Here is an 18,104-nt window from a genome sequence, read left to right on the forward strand (position 1 = left end):
CTAGACTTGCTGAGGGCGGAAAGGTTAAACTACTGCCGAACAAAGTATGGTGTCTCAGGCAGTGTCTGTAGTCCCAATGGTTTTATTGACATGATTGCGGAGGAGTGAAAAATCAATGACATCACAACCAATCGGTAATCCGACAAGACTTGACGAAATACTCGGCTCGGGTCCTAATTTTTGGGATCAAAATTCGATAGTGGCGGTGAAACCGGATACTGTTTTGGGGGGAATCGGCAATGATACGATTCTCTCAGCCACTTTGGGCGGCAGTCAAATCGAGGGCAACCAAGACAACGATATTCTCACCAGTAGAGGCCCTAACGATACACTTTTCGGGGGTCAAGGTAATGACTCTCTGATTGTCGAAAACGTCTCAACAGCAGTTGGCGATGACGGTCGCGATACCCTAACCGCTACTTCAACAGCTACCCTGTACGGGGGCGCTGACCGAGACTTTATGATCGCCCTGTCGGTCAACAACTTGCAGTTCGGAAACGAGGGGAATGACACCATCTTAGGGGGTGTCCAGGGCGGTGACTCCATCTATGGCGGTAAAGACAACGACCTGATCGGGTTCTCGACCACTGGCGGTGGCAGTAACATCGGCATTTCCATCGGATCTCAAATTGCAGGCGTTAACCAAGGTCGTAACTTCGTTGCAGGAAACCTTGGTAACGACACGATTTTTGGTACAGGTGAATCTGAAAGCCTTTACGGGGGTCAAGATGACGACTCCATTGTTGGGGTCGGTAGCAACAGTTTCGTCGGTGGTGATTTGGGTGATGATATTGTCGTTATCCAAAACCGCATCGAACAACGGACTGCGATCGGCGGAACATCGGCAGCAGCCTCTACTGTCGGTATCAGCCGGACAACCCTTGAAGGGGGCGATGGTGACGACCTCCTCAGAGGCGGTATTGGCTTATTTGGCGAAGGTAGTAACCTGTTTAACGGTGGCGCGGGTAGCGACACGATCCAAAGTTTCGCTGTCCAGGATTCCATCTTTGGGGGCGATGGGGATGACAGTCTGATGACAATGACCTCAGATGTCCTCACCGCTCAAGGTGTATTCAGCAGTTTACCGGGTTTTGCCGGAGAAAGTACCCTCGATGGCGGTGAAGGCGCTGACACCCTGACAGCCGCTTTTGAGAGCGATTTCATGCTTGGGGGTGGCGGTGATGACCTCCTCAGAGGCTTGTTCACTCTGATGGATGGCGGAGACGGCAATGACACCCTCGATGGTTCTGGCTTCGTTAGAACTGCAACCACTTCACTCGAAGTCAGTCTGTTTGGCGGTGCAGGTAATGACATCCTGAGTGGCGCGTCTCAAGCTGCAACCGCAACCGGTTTAATCAATACCTTTGCGGGCGGTTCCGGAGACGACACCATTACCCTCAATTCCACCAGTGATGTCTTACTCACAGACTCCGCAAACCTGGAAGGAAATGACAACATTACTGCCAATTATCAATTTGAAGGGAATCAAGCCCCAGAAGGTGAAGTTTTTGTTCTGTTTGACACCTTGGGCGACAACGTGATTAACGGTAGTATAGGGGATGACAGTATCCGAGGCGGTGCGGGTGATGATATCCTGCGTGGCGGTACGATTGTAGGTATTACCAGTGACAATACCGAAGCATTGCCATTTATCGGTGCTGGAGATGACACCATTGTAGCAGGGGGTGGAAATGACTTCCTCTTCGGTGGCCAGGGCGATGACTCTCTCGTTGGTCAAGATGGAGATGATACCCTCCAAGGTAGCTTCAACTCCGACCCTGTTACAGGTGGGCCTTCTTTTGGAGATACGTTAGTTGGTGGAGAGGGAAGCGATTCCTTCTTCTATCAGTTTAAAGATGAAGTCTTCCAAAGTAGCGGAGCAACAAGCACGATAGGTGACTTGATTGGGGACTTCACTGTTGGCGTTGATAAGTTAGTCTTTACTCGTCGGGGTGCAACTACCAATGGTGGCTTCAACTTTGCTTCCACTGGACGCCCGAACGACGATGAGTTAATTGAACTGAGTCCTACTCAAACTTACCTAGCCTCTGGAACCAGTACCGTCACTGGTGTTGTACGGGCAGAAATCAATACAGGAGTTCTCGTTTACCAACGCCAAGGCGGTATCTTACAGTACGATCCAGATGGTCTCGGTCCTGATGCTGCTACGACTGTCGCTCGCTTTAGTTTAGTCGATGGACGTGGCCCTGATTTGTCTCGGACTGACGTTACCTTTATCTAAACGTATGAGGCGCGTTCTCTGGAATTCTCAATAAAATTAAGTAGGATGGGCATTGCTCATCCTATTGTTTTTTGAGTTGGGATACCAAATCCGATTGGTAGAGTAGCACTTTAAATTCCTCCCAAATTTTGCATGAACGCTGCGATTACCTCTTGCCTTTTGCCTCTTGCCTTTTGCCTTTTGCCTCTTGCCTTTTGCCTTTTGCCTCTTGCCTTTTGCCTCTTGCCTCTTGCCTTTTGCCTTTACTGACTACAATGGCAAACTGACTTTCAGACAGGGATTTTAATCGCTAGTTTCAGGATTTTGAAATTTAACTTGTTTACCAATTAAATTCAAAAAACTTGAGCCAAAATGTTGAATTTCCATAAAATTAGCATGACTGGGAGCCGCTTTATAGATTTTAAAGGTTTTCATAATTCCTAATGTTGCCGCGCTTTCTAACGGCCCCACAAAGCTACAATCTCGGTCTAAAAAATAGGGTTGTTTCACCCAATATTCCATCTGTTCAGCATTTAAAAAATAACACCCAGAATGAGGGTTTAAAGCCCGTTGAAACTTAACAGATTGTTCCATGACTTTTCCCACAAATTGCGGTTTTTCCTGTACATTTTGAAACTTAGCCGTTAGATGAGGTAAAAGATCGCCATCCACATAAGCTTTGGCGACTTTACCATTCGGAGAAATTTCATAGCGGTTTAATTGCAATAAACATCCATTTCCTGCATGATGAGTGAACCAACCTAACTTGACAAATAACCAAGGATCATGTAATATTAAATCATCTTCTAAATAGCAATAATAATCGTACTTACCCAAACCCTCTCGTAAAACCGCTTGACATTCAAACCCCAACAACATCGGTTCAGCTTGAGTTTGATGATGTTTGTAACTTCCCGCAGGAAACGGAAGATGGGCTAATAAATGAGCGTTTTGGGTGGTACAAATCACAATATCAATCTCGTTTCTGTTGGTTTCGTTAGCCGGAAGGGTAACACATTTAGCAATATCAATTGTGCATTGAGACTGGCTATACAACCCCCGCAACGCTGTTAACGCCATACCTAATGCCATCATCCGGGGACGAGGATCTTTATTGAGGGAAGCGTGTTTTCCTTCGTCTGTGGCTTTGTAAAAATGGGGAAGAGTAAATAAAATTCGCATAATATTAAGAAATAAGGGAACGGGGAACAGGGGGGAGTAGGGAGTGGGGAATAGTTACAAATTTAGACAACGGGGAACAGGAGTCAATGTTCTAACTTCTTAATAAGAGCAATAATCATTTGACTTTCTTCTCGGAGAATAGTTGTTATCAATTCTATATTGGCTTGGTTACATAGTCCAACTCTTTCAGATAAAATCAGATGAGTTTCTAACTCATTAATTGAACCTTGAGCAATATTCAGAAATCTAATATACTCCGCCGTTGATCTTCTACCATAACCTTCTGCTATATTAGCAGGAATAGATGCCGAAGATCTTCTGATTTGTTGTACCATCCCATACAACTCATGTTTAGGGAAGACTTGAGTCAAAAAATAACACTTTTCAGCTATATCTATACCTTTTTGCCAAATCTTTAAGTCTTTAAAATCATTAATTTGGGACATTTAAAAACCTCTTAATGGACTATTTTCTGTTCCCTGTTCCCTGTTCCCTGTTCCCCTAGATAAACAATTCCGGTACACGCTGGCGTAACTGTTGATTTAACTCCGGTAAGCGATCGCGCATTTGCAAATACCAACTTCGTCGTTTGGGATAATGTTGACAAAGTAGACGATGATTTCTCACCCATTCATAGGCATTCGCGGCGAGTTGTTGTCGGACTGTCGGATTAACAATTAATTCATCGAGTTGCGTTTCAAACTGTTTAATTGTACGATAAATTAATCCCGTTTTTCCCTGGATAATCGATTTTTCATAAACCGTTGGACTGGCTAAAACCGCAACCCCATGACCTGCACATTCTAGAAATTTTAAATCAGATTTCATTAAATTGACGGGTGTAGCAGCCAAGGGTAATAATCCAACATCACAAGTATGCAGAATATTTTGATACCGTTCATAACTGCAAAAGGCTTCAAATTCTTTGTGAGGCGTTTCTAGGGAGTCAAAAAACAAGCGATCATGAATCACCTTAACTCGGACTTTATTTTGATGTTTCGCTAAGACTCGGTTTAACGCCTGAATAATCGGTTTCCAGTCTTTTTCGCGGTTTAACGCCCCAAAAAATAACGTCACAGTTTCCCCTTGATCAATTCGCGGAGGGGGTAAATAAGCCAGTTGATTTTGAAAGACAGCAACATGAGGATTAAGTTGTCGTAAAAAAACTGCTAAAGCTTCCGTTGAGGTTTGTACAGCATGACATCCTCGATAACTTAAATAACGATTTTCTGCATATTCTCGTCGTCGCAGGGGATTATCATCAATTTCAGCAATAATCAGATAACCTTCTTGCAGTAACTGTCTTAATTTAGGCAGATAATCTTGATAAGACATAATTGCTCTCTGCCATATTATCACCTTTTCTTCTCCCGGTATTGGTGCGACTGTCGGAAAAGATTTGACTCCAGAAACCGCACGAGTTCCCGGTTGAGTTTGAGTGAAACGATCCGGTTCTAAAACACGCAGGCGATCGCAAGCAGTTGGCGCCATCATTACCGTTTGAATCAGTAAGCGACGGAGGGGTTTCAAGGAACGAGTTGCTCGAATTAAATAGCGTTGGGCGGCTGTTTGAGTTGCAAAACGATTGACGTCTAAATTTAAGGCTTGAATGATCGGTTGAATGAGTTGTAAAAACTGTTGAAATTCCTCATCTTTTTGTCCCCTAGTTTGGATTTCATAAATTTGCAGTCCCGCAGATTGAAACAAATGTTGAATTTTTTCTAGAGTAAATTCCTGTTGAGGTAATTGCTCGAGTTGAGATAATGTTTGATCCTCTGTTATTCCCCATTTTCCCTGTAACAAACCCACAATCTTCCGCCAATACTGGACGTTCGGAATACAAGCCACTACTTCTCCATCTGAGTGTAACCAATGGGTTTGATGCTGGAGAATTTTAGCCGGATTTTTCATAAACGGTAGACTATTATCATAGACCAAACAATCAACCGTTCCTGATGTTATTCCGACGGGGAGATATTCAAATTTTTGCTCGACTTCAACCGTTTCTAAATTTGATACAATTTCGAGATAGGAACAGTGAGGGTTAATTTGTTGATACTGACTTGCGGTTGTTCCTGTTTGATATCCGACTTCAACAATGACTTGAGCATTGGCAGGTAACAAGCAGAGCAAATCAGAAGGTTGAGAGAACGGATCTAAACGTTCTTCTTCTCGAGTTGGGGAGCTAGCTACATTTGTATTCATTCGTTTAACAGCCAGACTCAGCGCAATGTTCGCTCAAATCCTTGAAACTGAACTGAACTCTATTTACTGTATCATAAACTTGATGTCTTTTTTCCAGATTGACAAGTTCTAGGAGTACCTGACGGGGGGACACACTCACCACTAAGACACAAAGACACGAAGATTGACTTTAAACGGTGATTTCTATTTAAACTTTATCTCGCTTAATGATGCCACGAGTTTCTGTTGTTATCCCGACTTATAATCAAGACGCCTATATTTCTCAAGCGCTTGATAGTGTTCTTGCTCAAACCTATCAAGATTTTGAGATGATCATTGTCAATGACGCCTCTACGGATCAGACCCTTGAGAAAATTTTAGACAAAAAGGATTCTCGAATTCGACTGTTTAGCTTGGAACAAAATCAAGGCGAAAGTGCAGCCACTAATTATGGTATTGAACAATCCCAGGGCGAGTTCATAGCCATTCTTCATTCTGATGATGTCTTTGTTTCGTACAAGCTCGAAAAACAAGTTCGATTTTTAGATGAACATCCGGAATTTCAGGCGGTTTTGAGTTATCCTCAGCTCATTAACAGTCAAGGGGAAATATTACCTCCGTCAAACTCTTTTCTAGATACTGTATTTTTTCAGGCTAACCGTAGTCGCTTTCAATGGCTGAACAGCTTTTTCAATAAAGATAACTGTCTCTGTCAAACCAGTTCCCTGATTCGCAAAGACTGTTACTCAAAAGTCGGTTTATATGACTCTCGCTTCCGACAAATTCCTGACTTTGACTTTTGGGTAAGATTTTGCATGAAATACGAACTTTATATCTTACCTGAACCTTTAGTAAACTATCGAGTTCATCCGTCTAATATTAGTGGAATCAAACCCGAAACCGTTATTCGTCACAACTTTGAACTGTCTCAAATCTTAAAACGATACTTCTGTCAAGACGTTTACGAAAACTTACTGAAAATATTTCCCGACTGTCTAGAATCCGGTGAACAACTCGAACCGCGTTTAGCTGATTTTTTAATCGCCAGACAAGCCTTAAAAGTTGAACGTTCACCCCATCGATATTTAAGTTTAGAGACTTTCTTTAACCTCTTGGGAGATTCTGAAAAATCTCGCCTAATTAAACAGTATTACAACTTCGACTATTCCCGTTTGGCGTATCTCACCGGAAGTTCAGATATTTTCAACTTAAGTGCAGTTCAAAAACTCAAAACTCAACAACCGAAACCGCCAACAAAAGTTCAAGCTAACTCAACCTTTTCTCCCTCAACCCTGCAAAGCCGCCCTGAATTTCCTCTCGTTAGTTTAATCATTCCGACCTACAACGGAGAAGCGTTTCTTTCCGAAGCCTTGAATAGTGCGTTATCTCAAACCTATCCTCATTTAGAAATCCTGATTTCTGATGACGGATCAACTGATAAAACCCTAGAAATTGCTGAAGCCTTCAAACAAAAAACCGCTTTCCCGTTTTTGATTCTCTCTCATGTAAACTATGGCTTAGTGAAAAATTTGAACTTCTCCATTTCCCAAGCAAAAGGAAAATATATCAAGTTTTTATTTCAAGATGATTTACTCGAACCTCAATGTATTGAAACCCTGGTGAATCTGGCTGAACAAGATCCAGAAATGGGTTTAGTCTTCTCCCCCAGGCGAGTGTTCATTGCTGCTAATTCTCTATCAAACCCAACCTGTCAAGCCGCTTTAAATGGAGGTAAAGATCTCCATCAAAAATGGTCAAACCTCAAACCCATTCAGTGGGGGAAAGAGCTATTATCTGATCCTAACTGTTTGAAAGGACAACTCAACAAAATTGGTGAACCCACTACCGTTTTAATTCCCAAAGCGGTTTTTGAAACAATCGGCGGTTTTGATCCCAACCTTCATCAACTTTTAGATGTAGATTTGTGGTTGAGAATTATGGGAAAATATCAAGTCGGTTTTGTCAATCAAACCCTTTCGAGTTTGAGAATTCACGCCCAACAGCAAACGCAAAAAAATATTTCAACTGGTCAAAACCTCAAAGATTATCAAAGACTTTATCAAAAGATCCTGTTTGATCCAGTTTATAACTTTCTAAGCCCTGATTTTAAATCTCAGATTTTCCAAAAAATCCTGACTCAATCTCCAGAGTATTTTTCCTTAACCCAACTCCTGATCGAAAACTCTCAAAAAAATCCGCTTGATCAATCAATTTCCACCTATCTGCGTCAAATTCGTCAAATTCTCGCTCAACGATGGTTAACCTTATCCATAGACCAACTCAAACAAGCCTATCAAGGAGATTGGGGTCAAACTCATCGTGCTTTAATCAGTTGTGGTTTACTCGAAGAACAACAAACAAACTCCGAACAAATCTTTGTCCGACGATTAACTCAACAAGTCGCTCAAGGATTTCAAGAAGTGACAGGAATTCAAGTCGTTTTAGCCGCCATGCTTTATCAAAAAGCTTATCAACTTCCCCTACAATATCAAAATGCTTTAATTCCTAAATATATCTTTAAAGATTTTCTGGAATTTTTATTTGGGGGAGTTCGAGTTTGTCCAGAATTTGGCGAAATTGAACAGTTCGTTGAGTTCATGCAAAATTTACTAAAATATGTTTATCATCACCTGATGACGGATACCACAAATCCCGTTTGGCTGCATATTGCTTCAGTTTATAGTCAAGTTTCTCAAGGAGAGGTTTGGAAACTGTGTCCTCACCCCCAGAATTTAAAAGCCTTATGCAGTTATCGTGCGGATATCATCGAAACCTACTTGAAACAAACAGGTCATCGAATTGAACAGGATTTTCCGCCGAAAAAGTACCATAATTCTAAAATTTGTTTGGGAATTTTCATCGAAAAAATAGGCTTTAATAGCGATACTTTTGCGATAATTCCTATTCTTAAAAAATTAGACTTGACACAATTTAAACTCATCCTGTATACTTTTAGTATTGAAAAAGATATTTTGGGGCAACTGTGTCCAAACTCAATAAATCAGCCGATTCAACTGCCAGAAGCCTTAACGGAAGCTGTTTCCCGCATCCGCCAAGACTGCCTCGACTTCTTGTTAATCGCGTCTGATGTCACCGCCCAAACCAACAAAACTTTTAAACTGGCATTACATCGACTCGCCCGCCAACAACTAATCACCGCAACCTCGGGACTGACAACGGGAATTCGCCACATCGACTATATTCTCACCGGAGAACTCACCCAAGCCTCAGCCGAACCAGAACAGTACCGAGAGCAAGTGATCAGCCTCAACGGATCAGGATTATGTTGGAATTATCCCTCAACGTTACCCGAAGCGACGGTAGAGCCGACACGTCAAAGTTGGGGAGCAACCGAAGATAGCGTAATTTTTGCCATCAGTGGAAAACTCAATGCGATCGCCCCAGAGTTCAGACAGACTTTGATGCAAATCTTGGTTAATGTTCCACAATCAATCATCCTCTTACTTCCGCAAACCTCAGAAGAAGCCCAAAACAATATTATTAGCCCCGTTTTCAACCGCATCCAATCCGATCTCAGCCAAGCCGGAATAGATGGGAAACGATTTGTTAGGGTCAAGCCCTTAAATTCAGTGGCAGACTTGAGAAAATATATGAGTTTAGCCGATATTTATTTAGACTTATTTCCCTGTAACGAAACCCTAGCAATTGTCGAAGCATTACTCGCTCTCGTTGTACCGATCGTTTACGAAGGTCAAACCCCTCGCCACCGACAAAACGCTGCCTTGTTAAAGGAACTGGGAATTCCTGAACTGATTACCCAAACTCAGGAAACCTATCTTCAACTCAGTATAACAGTCGCAACCCAGCCCAACTTCCGCCAACAATACCGCCATAAAATTCAGAATACCCTGAAAAAAAATCCGCCCTTTTTAGATAGTCAAGCCTATGTTAGTCAGCTAGAAGTCATGTTACAAAACCTCAACCGATAACGACTCGAAAACTTAGAATTTAAGCGTTAAACCTCAACCCAATTTTCAGCCCGACTCGGGAAAAATTAAGAAGAAAAACCACAAAGATACTAAGACACAAAAAGAGAAAATCTTGATCAGTTTGTATTTTTTGGAAACCCATACTAAAATGAGAAGGACGCCACCCAACAAAGTTCTGAGATTTCCTACGCACTCAACCCCCATCCTGAAAACACTGCCTCAAACCTGTCTAGTTAATTTTAGAGAATAACTCAGATTTCTGTGAGTAGTAGACCCACTCTAGGGTAGTCTAAGACAAGAGGCAACCTAATTTAATAGTCTTAAGCAATAAAGCTAGGTAATTCTCCTGAAAAGCAATAACCTGGGTGTATCCCTCGCTGAGGGTTAGTTGTGTCTGCTATTATCGGGACAGTAAGATTATGGTATTAGGGGTCGCAGTGGCAGTCCCACAGTCAGCTAGAAAGGCATAGTGCAAGTCCGTTGGAGAGTCCAATGACAGGAGTGTATAAGGTCGGAGAAACCGTTATCAAAGCCGAAGAAATACCATTACTGCTGAAGCGTTATCAGCTTATGCCTCAATTTCTCAGAGAGGTAATCATTGATGGCGCGATCGCGGGGATAGACTGTAGTGAAGAAGAACAAAAAACGGCATTAGAAAAATTTGCCGCTCAACATCAACTCACCTCAGCCGAAGCCCAACAAGCATGGCTGAAAAGCCAAAACCTCACCACACAAGATCTACAAGCGATCGCCGAACGTCCTGTTAAACTGGAAAAATTTAAGCAGAATACTTGGAGTAACAAGGTAGACAACTATTTTATTAGCCGAAAAAGCAGCCTCGATCATGTGGTTTACTCGCTCATTCGGACGAAAAACTCAGGACTCGCTCACGAACTGTACTTCCGTATTCTAGAAGGAGAACAATCCCTTGCAGAAGCCGCTCGTGAATACTCCGAAGGGCCAGAGTCACGCACCGGAGGATTGTTAGGGCCAGTGCCATTGTCTCAGCCGCACCCGGCCATTAGTAAACTGCTATCGGTCAGTCAACCGGGACAACTGTGGGCGCCCCGTCCTCTAGCAGAATGGATGGTGATTATCCGACTTGAAAAGTTTATCCCGGCACAATTAGACGAGTCTATGCGTCGCCGTCTAATTGATGAACTGTTTGAAACCTGGATGCGCGAACAACTGACGGCAGTCGGTTCGCTTGAACCCCTTCAAACCTCAGTGTCTTCTGTATTATGACCACAACTACCGTATCTCACACTCAGATTCAAGCCTTTTTAGCAGAAACCAGTCCTTTTGATCGGTTGTCAGAAGCCGCTCTTAAAGCCATTCTGCCCAAATGTCAACTGTTGGGTTATCGCACAGGTCAACCCATCTTTGAACGGGAAAAAATGCCCACCCAAGTGTCGATCATTTATCAGGGACAAGCCCGGTTATTGGGTTATGACCTGAGAACGCAACGACACATGAGTTTGCGACTGTTGGGGGCAGGAGAAATCATCGGCTGGCCGGGTTTAATTCGCAGTATTCCTTGCGAAACGGCGATCGCCTCGACAGATATGATTTGTATTACCCTGCCTGCTGAAGAGTTTCTGCAATTAATCAGTCGAGAACCCAACTTTGGGGAAGCCTTCCGCGATCATGCCAGCATTAGTGAAGTGTTTGAGCTATTAAGCCAGGAAGTCCAACGACGGGCTAATTTAGGCGGAAACCTCAAGGAATTGAGTCTGGATGTCTGGCCCGATGCCGTTGTTGTTAACCTGCTCAACGGTCAAAAGCGAGTACAGGACTTAGCCTCGATGCTTGACCCGGATCGGGTTTGGCTGATTAGTAAGGGGTCTGTGGGTGAATTAACCACCGGAAATCGACTGATTTTAGAGGGACTGCAAGGCTCCCTGAAAATAGAAGGAGCCTCCGGTGGAGTGCGGTTAATTGGAGTTCGTCCAACCCTCAGTTCTCAACCGGAAGAAGCCTACGCAGCACCCAATGGGGAAACCCCAACCATTCACAAACCCCTGGACTTGTCGGAAGTTCCTGTTGCTCCCCTGACTCCCCCCGATCCCGAACTCGAACTGGCTCAAGCTTCTCAACGTTTCCCAATTGTACGGGGTTCAGGACAAATTGACGCCCCCTTGGCTTGCTTTAATATGTTGAGCAAGTATTACAAGGTCAACTTTCGGAAAGACCTCGTGCGCCGGGTTCTAGAAAATCAATTCACCACCGTTGGTTCTATTAGCCTACAAGCCTGCGGTGCTGTTGCTCAAATGATGGGCCTCAATGCCCAGTTAGCTCAAGTGCCAGCCAAAGCCATTGGTCGCCTCAGAGCGCCTGCTCTGGTGTCGTGGAAAGACAGCTTTGCCATCCTCTACCACATCACTGAGCGAGAACTAACCATCGCTACACCGGAACGGGGTCTCAAACGGATGCGTCCGTCTCAATTTGCCGAGACTTGGGGCGAAGACGGACAAGTGTTACTGCTGCAAGCCCCCAAAGTCGAACAAAAAGAACAGTTTAGCTTCTGGTGGTTCTGGCCGGCTTTGATGGAGCATCGCACGGTATTTCTGGAAGTGCTGCTGTCATCGTTTTTTGTGCAGTTGTTCGGGCTGGTTAACCCCCTGATGACCATGATCATTATTGATAAGGTCTTGGGACAGCGAAATATTGACGCCCTGAATATTTTGGGGGTTTTGATGTTGGGGGTGGCTTTATTTGAAGCTTTGCTTTCCGCCCTACGAACGTATTTATTTGTCGATACGACAAACCGCCTGGATGTCAAACTCTCGGCGGAGGTGATTGATCACTTACTACGGCTTCCCCTCAACTATTTTGATAATCGTCGGGTTGGAGATTTGGTCGGTCGGATTGGAGAGTTGGCCAATATTCGCAGCTTCCTGACTGGAACCGCTCTGACGGTGGTTTTAGATGCGGTGTTTTCCGTCGTTTATGTGGCGATGATGTTCTATCTGAGCATCCCGATGGCGGTTGTGGCTTTGGCTCCCTTGCCTCTGTTTGCGGGCATTATTATTATTAACTCTCCGATTATTCAGCGATTACTCCGCAAAAAAGCCGAACGTTACGCCGACTCTCAATCCTACCTCGTAGAAGTGCTAAATGGCATTCAAACGGTTAAAGCTCAAAATATTGAACTGAAATCTCGTTGGGAATGGCAAGGACGCTATGCTCGGTTTATGAGCGCTTCTTTCAACACCATCTTGACTCAAACCGCTTCGAGTTCGATTAGTGGCTTCCTCAACAAACTCTCTGGACTAGCTCTGTTGTGGGTGGGCGCTTATTTGGTAATTGATAACCAACTGACGATCGGGGCTTTAATTGCTTTCCGAATTATCGCCGGAAACGTCACCGGATCGCTGTTACGGTTTGTGAGTGTTTGGCAAAGTTTCCAAGAAGTGGGAATGTCCGTTGAACGTTTGCGGGATGTGTTCGACTCTCCTCCAGAAGTTGATGCAGACGATCGCAATAATATTCCTATGCCTGAAGTTTATGGGGCTGTGACTTTTGAGGAAGTGTCCTTCCGCTTCGGGGAAAGTGGGCCGTTGCAAGTCGCTAACGTGAATTTAGAGTTTCCTGCCGGATCATTTGTGGGAATTGTGGGCTTGAGTGGTTCGGGTAAAAGTACCCTGATGAAACTCGTACAACGCCTCTATCCGCCTCTGTCTGGCCGGATTAAAATCGACGGCTACGATATTACCAAAGTCGAGATGTATTCGCTGCGTCGTCAAATTGGAGTGGTTCTACAAGATACCCTGCTGTTTAATGGTACGGTTCAAGAAAATATTGCCCTGAGTAATCCCGAGGCGGGGAGTGATGAAATTATTCGGGCTGCTAAAATTGCTGCGGCTCACGATTTTATTATGGGTTTGCCCAATGGGTACAATACTATCGTGGGAGAACGCGGTGGATCTCTGTCCGGTGGACAACGACAACGAATTGCGATCGCTCGTACCGTTTTACAAAATCCCCGCTTGCTGATTCTCGATGAAGCCACCAGCGCCTTGGATTATCAGTCTGAGCGCCTGGTTTCCGAAAATTTAGAAGAAGCCTTTGAAGGTCGAACGGTGTTTTTTATTACTCACCGTTTGCCTACAGTCAGAAATGCCGATTGCATCATTATGATGGATCAAGGCTCCGTTGTAGAGCAGGGTAGCCATGATGAACTGATGGCACTCAAAGGGCGTTACTACTGTCTATTCCAACAACAGGAATCACAACAATAGTCGGGTATTCAATGAGAAAAGCTGGATTAATGATTTTAGATCGATCTCCCCCGAACCCATAAAAACTTGGGGTAGGAGTGTTGGCGGTGAGGGGTAAAGTGAAACAGATACTTACAAGAAAAAACGGATTCACTCGATGTTGGGACTCAGAAATTGGTGATTCCAACAGTTAAGTTAATCCGTTCAGAGGCTCAGTATCCGTTTTGAAGTTGATCATCAATTGAATCAAAAGCAAACCACGAACCATATAAAAAGCGAGATAACAATGAAGTCTTCTATATCACTTTCCGATCAACCCGTCATTTTAGAAAAACCAGCCTTTTGGTCTCATATCTTTTTGTGGATGATCATGCTGGTTTCCACTTCTGCGATCGTTTGGGCTTATTTCGCCCGAATTGAACAAACGGTTCCGGCTGTCGGACAATTAGAATTTTCGGATGGGGCGCGGGAAATTCAAGCCCCAACTACAGGCGCAGTCGTGAGATTACACGTGGAAAATGGCGATCGCGTGGTCAAAAATCAACCCCTCCTCACCTTTAGTCCGACAAATCCCAGTGCTGATCTCAAGTCTTTAGAAGAAGTTAGAAAAACCCTAGAGCAAGAAAATCAATTTTATCAAGGCGTTGTCGGAGGTCAAGCCAACGGACAATCTTCGCCGGAATTACAAACTTTAATTAAAGAACGAGAAGCTCGCATCGGGGAAAATCAAGCCCTGCAATCGCTGCTTGATGAACTTTATAATGGTCAAGGCGGAATCGGCAATTACAATCCAGCCCTCGCGGGTTTGGTGTCGAACTACCGGGCTGAATATTTGTCTCGGATTAATACCGTGCAACTGCAAATTCAAGAGTTACAAAAACAACTCAATCAAGCTGAAGATTCAGAATCAGCCGCTCGTCAACAGTTGAGGTTCGCACAAGATCAGTTGGCTTCTGCGGAAAATCAATTGACTTACTCTCAAGAACAATTAAATTCTTCCCGAGAACAGCTCGAACTTGCTAAAGGACAACTGGAAAAATCAAAAGAAGTTTTAGGTTCTAATGAACGGATTCTCGGTAGACTTGATCCGTTAGTTGCTGAAGGTGCGATCGCAGAACTCCAAAAAGATCGTCAACAGCAAGAAGTTCTCAGAGGGGAAACTGAAGTCCTCCGACAACAAGATCAAATCGAAGCCCGTCTCGGAGAAATTAACCAGCGCCAAGGGGAAATTAATACCCGCAGAGGAGAAGTGAATGCTCGTCAAGGTGAAATTTCACGGGTTGAAGCTGAAATTCAAAATCAAATCGGAGAACAGGAACGCCTTAAAGTTTCCATGTCCCGAACCGCAGAACAATTGCAAAATACAAGAGATGCTTGGGCCAGAGAACTTTATACTCGTATTGAAGAAAACAAAAAAGCGATCGCCAGCACAGATGCTCAACTCGGTCGATATAAACTAGAAAACCAAAAGCGGTTGTCGGAAATTAATGCTCAAGTTGAAAAAGCAGGACAACAGCGAGATACTCAAATTCTCCGAGCGCCCGCCGCAGGGATTATTTATGAATTGGCACCTTCGACGAAAGATGACTCGGAGTTAGATCTCAATCAAGATGAGATTTGTCAGTATATTGTTTCTTCTATTCTCCAGCCCGGAGATCCTCAACCGAAACGCTGCGAAGAAGCCTATTATGAAGCGCAACAAACCGAAAAATTACTGCAAATTTTAGATGATGATGGGGGTTTGGAAGCCGTTGTTTATGTTCAAAATACGGATGTTGCTCTGGTGTTGAATGCGCTGCGAAACAAGCGAGAAAAGCTGGTTCCTTACAATAATCAGGAAATCGCTGGAGAAGTGATTGAATGTACACCGGAGAAAGACTGTATCTGTCCTGAGTCTGAAGAAGCACGTCAAGAAATAGGTTTGAATGATCGCGATTGTCTTCCGGTTGAACTGAATATTGATGCGTTTCCGGCTGGGGAATTTGGTACCGTTCCGGGTGAGTTAAAATGGATTAGCCAAGAAGCGATTCCACCCGATGAACTGCGTCAATATTTTTCGTTTAAAGCTAAGGTTAAGTTAGAGCGTGAACACTTTGTTTTAAATAAAGAGGAAGATATTCAAGTCGCTTTACAAGCAGGTATGGCCGTAAACTCCAAGGTTAATATTGGTAAACGGACGGTTTTACAAATGCTGTTTAGCCGACTCACTGGACAGTTTAATAGTGTTACGGATGTGAGATAATTCGTAAATAGTTAACAGTGTAGGGGCGGGTTCGACAAAGATTTATCTCTTACCGAAAACTTTGATAAACCCGCCCTTACTTGCAGTAAACTGGGAGTGAGAAGGCGGGTTTATCTAGGTGATCAGTGAGTGACAGACATCAATGCGGAACCCGCCCCTACAAAACGGTTTACTGACACCTGAAACCTGACTATAAATATGGATGTTAAAACAATATTTCAGACTTTCTAAAACTGATTTAATTCTTCTCGCTTTCTATTTTATACCCTTTGTTATTGTTATTGGATATATTACACAGTTTGGGGTTAATATTCCTGTCTATGATCAATGGGTTTTACCGAAACTGTTTGAAAAAGTAGCGTCAAACAAACTTCATTTTAGGGATTTATTTGAACTCCATAATAATCATCGAATTCTCTTTCCTCGCCTGATTTTTATCGCTTTAGCTTTCCTGTCAGATTGGAATATTAAACTCGAAATGTTTTTCAGTCTGGGGTTAGCGGTTCTCACATTTATTGCTATTTATATTCTCGCTTCTATTACTTCATCCCCCAAAGATCGCAACTTATTTCATGTAGCTAATCTTTTAACCGGCTGTTTAATTTTTAGTTTAAATCAAGAATGGCTTTGGGGGTTTCAACTTCCTATTTTTTTGATTAACTTTTGTTTGATTCTGGCTTGTCTCGTTTTATCATTAAAATGTTTAAACTCTAAAAATAAACTGATTTTAGCGGCTATTTTTTGCTTTGTTGCTAGCTTTTCTTCGGTTCAAGGTTTAATCACTTGGCTAGCCGTTATTCCCCTAATATTATCACAGGATGAACCCCAAATCTCTAAAAAGAAGCAATTGTTAATTTGGCTAACAGGATTTATTTTATCTGGTGGAATTTATGCCATAGGTTATCAACAAGAACCCCGAATTATCAACCTATCATTCACTGAATATCTATTAACAGCAATTCAGTTTTTTCTAAATTTATTAGCCGCACCTATTGTAAAAATCCCAATTTTATCGACTCTTATTGGAGCGATAATTTTTGTTCTATTTATCGGCATATTGATCTATTGTTTGAAAACCTATTCCTTAAACTTAACCTGCCCCCCAACTCCTCTCTATCCCCCCTGCCCCCCTTTAAAAGGGGGGTTAGGCGAGGGGAGTCATAAAATCGAGGAATCATTAACCACACTTCCTATAACAAAAAATCCCGATAATCAATTTTATCCTTGGTTATCTATTGGTTTATTTTCTCTCTTGACTTCTCTGTTGATGACTTGGGGACGAGTGGAATTTGGGGGAAATTATCCCTTGACAGCCACTCGATATACAACGCATACTTTATTATTAATTGTTTCTCTTGTTCAACTGTGTAGACTGTTAATAACTCATTCTAAAAAAATCGGGAATTTCAACAGAGAAAATAGAATTTTAATCTATAGCTTTTTTGGGGGAATTCTATTGAGTTTAATTGCAGTTATTTCTCAAACCGCTATGACTCAGGCAAAATTAGAACTTCCCAACAAACAAAGTAGTCAAACCTGTTTCAACCTCTTTTATTATCTAGAAGATTCGGACTTTTTTAAAATCTCACCTGATAGATGTTTACTTCCGATGAGTAAATCAACCTGGTGGATTCGAGATGGGGTAGAATCATTAGATAAAATCCAGATGAGAAGCTTTGCTGAAAATATCCCGTTTATTTCTCAACCTCATCAAGTTCACGGCTATATTGATCAACCTTCAACACCATTAAAGCTTAAAGTTAATCAGATCCTTCGTATAGGAGGATGGGCAATTTTACCCGCTCAAACCCAACAACCCCGTTTAGTTTTTTTATCTTTCGGTGAACAAAATTCATTCTTTGCAAATGCTGATATCATAGGAGAAAGTCCCGATATCGCCGAATTTCTCAACTCTCAGCGCTACGGTTTAGCCCGTTGGGAGGTGATGTTTTCCGCCGAGTCCTTACCCATAGGGGAAACGAAGATTTCGGCTTGGGTTTACGATCCACAGCAACAGCAATTTGTACGGTTGCAGGGAGAAGTCAAACTCAGCATTACGACGGAATAAGCCCGTTAATTGGGGAAAAATTAAAGATTTAGTCAAA

9 protein-coding genes are annotated in these 18,104 nt (G+C 43.0%); 6 read left to right on the top strand and 3 right to left on the bottom strand.

Going from position 1 to position 18,104, the window contains the following annotated elements; all coding sequences use genetic code 11:
* Positions 1-115 precede the first annotated feature (115 nt).
* Positions 116-2,242 (top strand): beta strand repeat-containing protein, encoded by a 2,127-nt coding sequence (locus WN50_RS37025; RefSeq protein WP_046279706.1) that lies wholly within the window; start codon positions 116-118, stop codon positions 2,240-2,242.
* Positions 2,243-2,524: 282 nt separating this feature from the next.
* Here the strand turns inward: WN50_RS37025 and WN50_RS28405 are convergent, their stop codons facing one another.
* The 3 genes from WN50_RS28405 to WN50_RS28415 form a co-directional block, all read right to left on the bottom strand.
* Positions 2,525-3,403: a hypothetical protein gene (locus WN50_RS28405; RefSeq protein WP_046279705.1), complete on the bottom strand. Its 879-nt coding sequence runs from the start codon at positions 3,401-3,403 to the stop codon at positions 2,525-2,527.
* 83 nt (positions 3,404-3,486) lie between these two features.
* Entirely contained in the window at positions 3,487-3,849 is a 363-nt protein-coding gene (locus tag WN50_RS28410) for a four helix bundle protein (RefSeq protein WP_046279704.1), read from the bottom strand.
* Positions 3,850-3,904: 55 nt separating this feature from the next.
* The gene (locus tag WN50_RS28415; protein WP_046279703.1) at positions 3,905-5,608 is read right to left on the bottom strand and encodes a glycosyltransferase family protein; all 1,704 of its coding nucleotides are present in this window, start codon (positions 5,606-5,608) and stop codon (positions 3,905-3,907) included.
* 206 nt (positions 5,609-5,814) lie between these two features.
* Here WN50_RS28415 and WN50_RS31220 point away from each other — a divergent pair, with 206 nt between their 5' ends.
* From WN50_RS31220 to WN50_RS35550, 5 genes are all read left to right on the top strand, one after another.
* A complete protein-coding gene (locus WN50_RS31220) occupies positions 5,815-9,537 on the top strand; it encodes a glycosyltransferase (RefSeq protein ID WP_082172591.1) in 3,723 nt (1,240 codons plus the stop codon).
* Positions 9,538-10,029: 492 nt separating this feature from the next.
* The gene (locus WN50_RS28425; RefSeq protein ID WP_046277946.1) at positions 10,030-10,782 is read left to right on the top strand and encodes a peptidylprolyl isomerase; all 753 of its coding nucleotides are present in this window, start codon (positions 10,030-10,032) and stop codon (positions 10,780-10,782) included.
* Positions 10,779-13,778 carry a peptidase domain-containing ABC transporter gene (locus WN50_RS28430; RefSeq protein ID WP_046277945.1) on the top strand — a complete coding sequence of 1,000 codons (3,000 nt, stop codon included), beginning with the start codon at positions 10,779-10,781 and terminating at the stop codon, positions 13,776-13,778. Before WN50_RS28425 ends, WN50_RS28430 begins: the two co-directional genes overlap by 4 nt.
* 265 nt (positions 13,779-14,043) lie before the next feature.
* Entirely contained in the window at positions 14,044-15,999 is a 1,956-nt protein-coding gene (locus tag WN50_RS28435; RefSeq protein WP_046277944.1) for a putative HlyD family type I secretion protein, read from the top strand.
* A gap of 202 nt (positions 16,000-16,201) precedes the next feature.
* The gene (locus WN50_RS35550) at positions 16,202-18,067 is read left to right on the top strand and encodes a hypothetical protein (protein ID WP_046277943.1); all 1,866 of its coding nucleotides are present in this window, start codon (positions 16,202-16,204) and stop codon (positions 18,065-18,067) included.
* Positions 18,068-18,104 lie beyond the last annotated feature (37 nt).

The organism is Limnoraphis robusta CS-951, assembly GCF_000972705.2.

Coding starts and splice junctions, on each gene's coding strand:
- WN50_RS37025 (WP_046279706.1), top strand. CDS start 116: ATGACATCACAACCAATCGGTAATCCGACAAGACTTGACGAAATACTC.
- WN50_RS28405 (WP_046279705.1), bottom strand. CDS start 3,403: ATGCGAATTTTATTTACTCTTCCCCATTTTTACAAAGCCACAGACGAA.
- WN50_RS28410 (WP_046279704.1), bottom strand. CDS start 3,849: ATGTCCCAAATTAATGATTTTAAAGACTTAAAGATTTGGCAAAAAGGT.
- WN50_RS28415 (WP_046279703.1), bottom strand. CDS start 5,608: ATGAATACAAATGTAGCTAGCTCCCCAACTCGAGAAGAAGAACGTTTA.
- WN50_RS31220 (WP_082172591.1), top strand. CDS start 5,815: ATGATGCCACGAGTTTCTGTTGTTATCCCGACTTATAATCAAGACGCC.
- WN50_RS28425 (WP_046277946.1), top strand. CDS start 10,030: ATGACAGGAGTGTATAAGGTCGGAGAAACCGTTATCAAAGCCGAAGAA.
- WN50_RS28430 (WP_046277945.1), top strand. CDS start 10,779: ATGACCACAACTACCGTATCTCACACTCAGATTCAAGCCTTTTTAGCA.
- WN50_RS28435 (WP_046277944.1), top strand. CDS start 14,044: ATGAAGTCTTCTATATCACTTTCCGATCAACCCGTCATTTTAGAAAAA.
- WN50_RS35550 (WP_046277943.1), top strand. CDS start 16,202: ATGTTAAAACAATATTTCAGACTTTCTAAAACTGATTTAATTCTTCTC.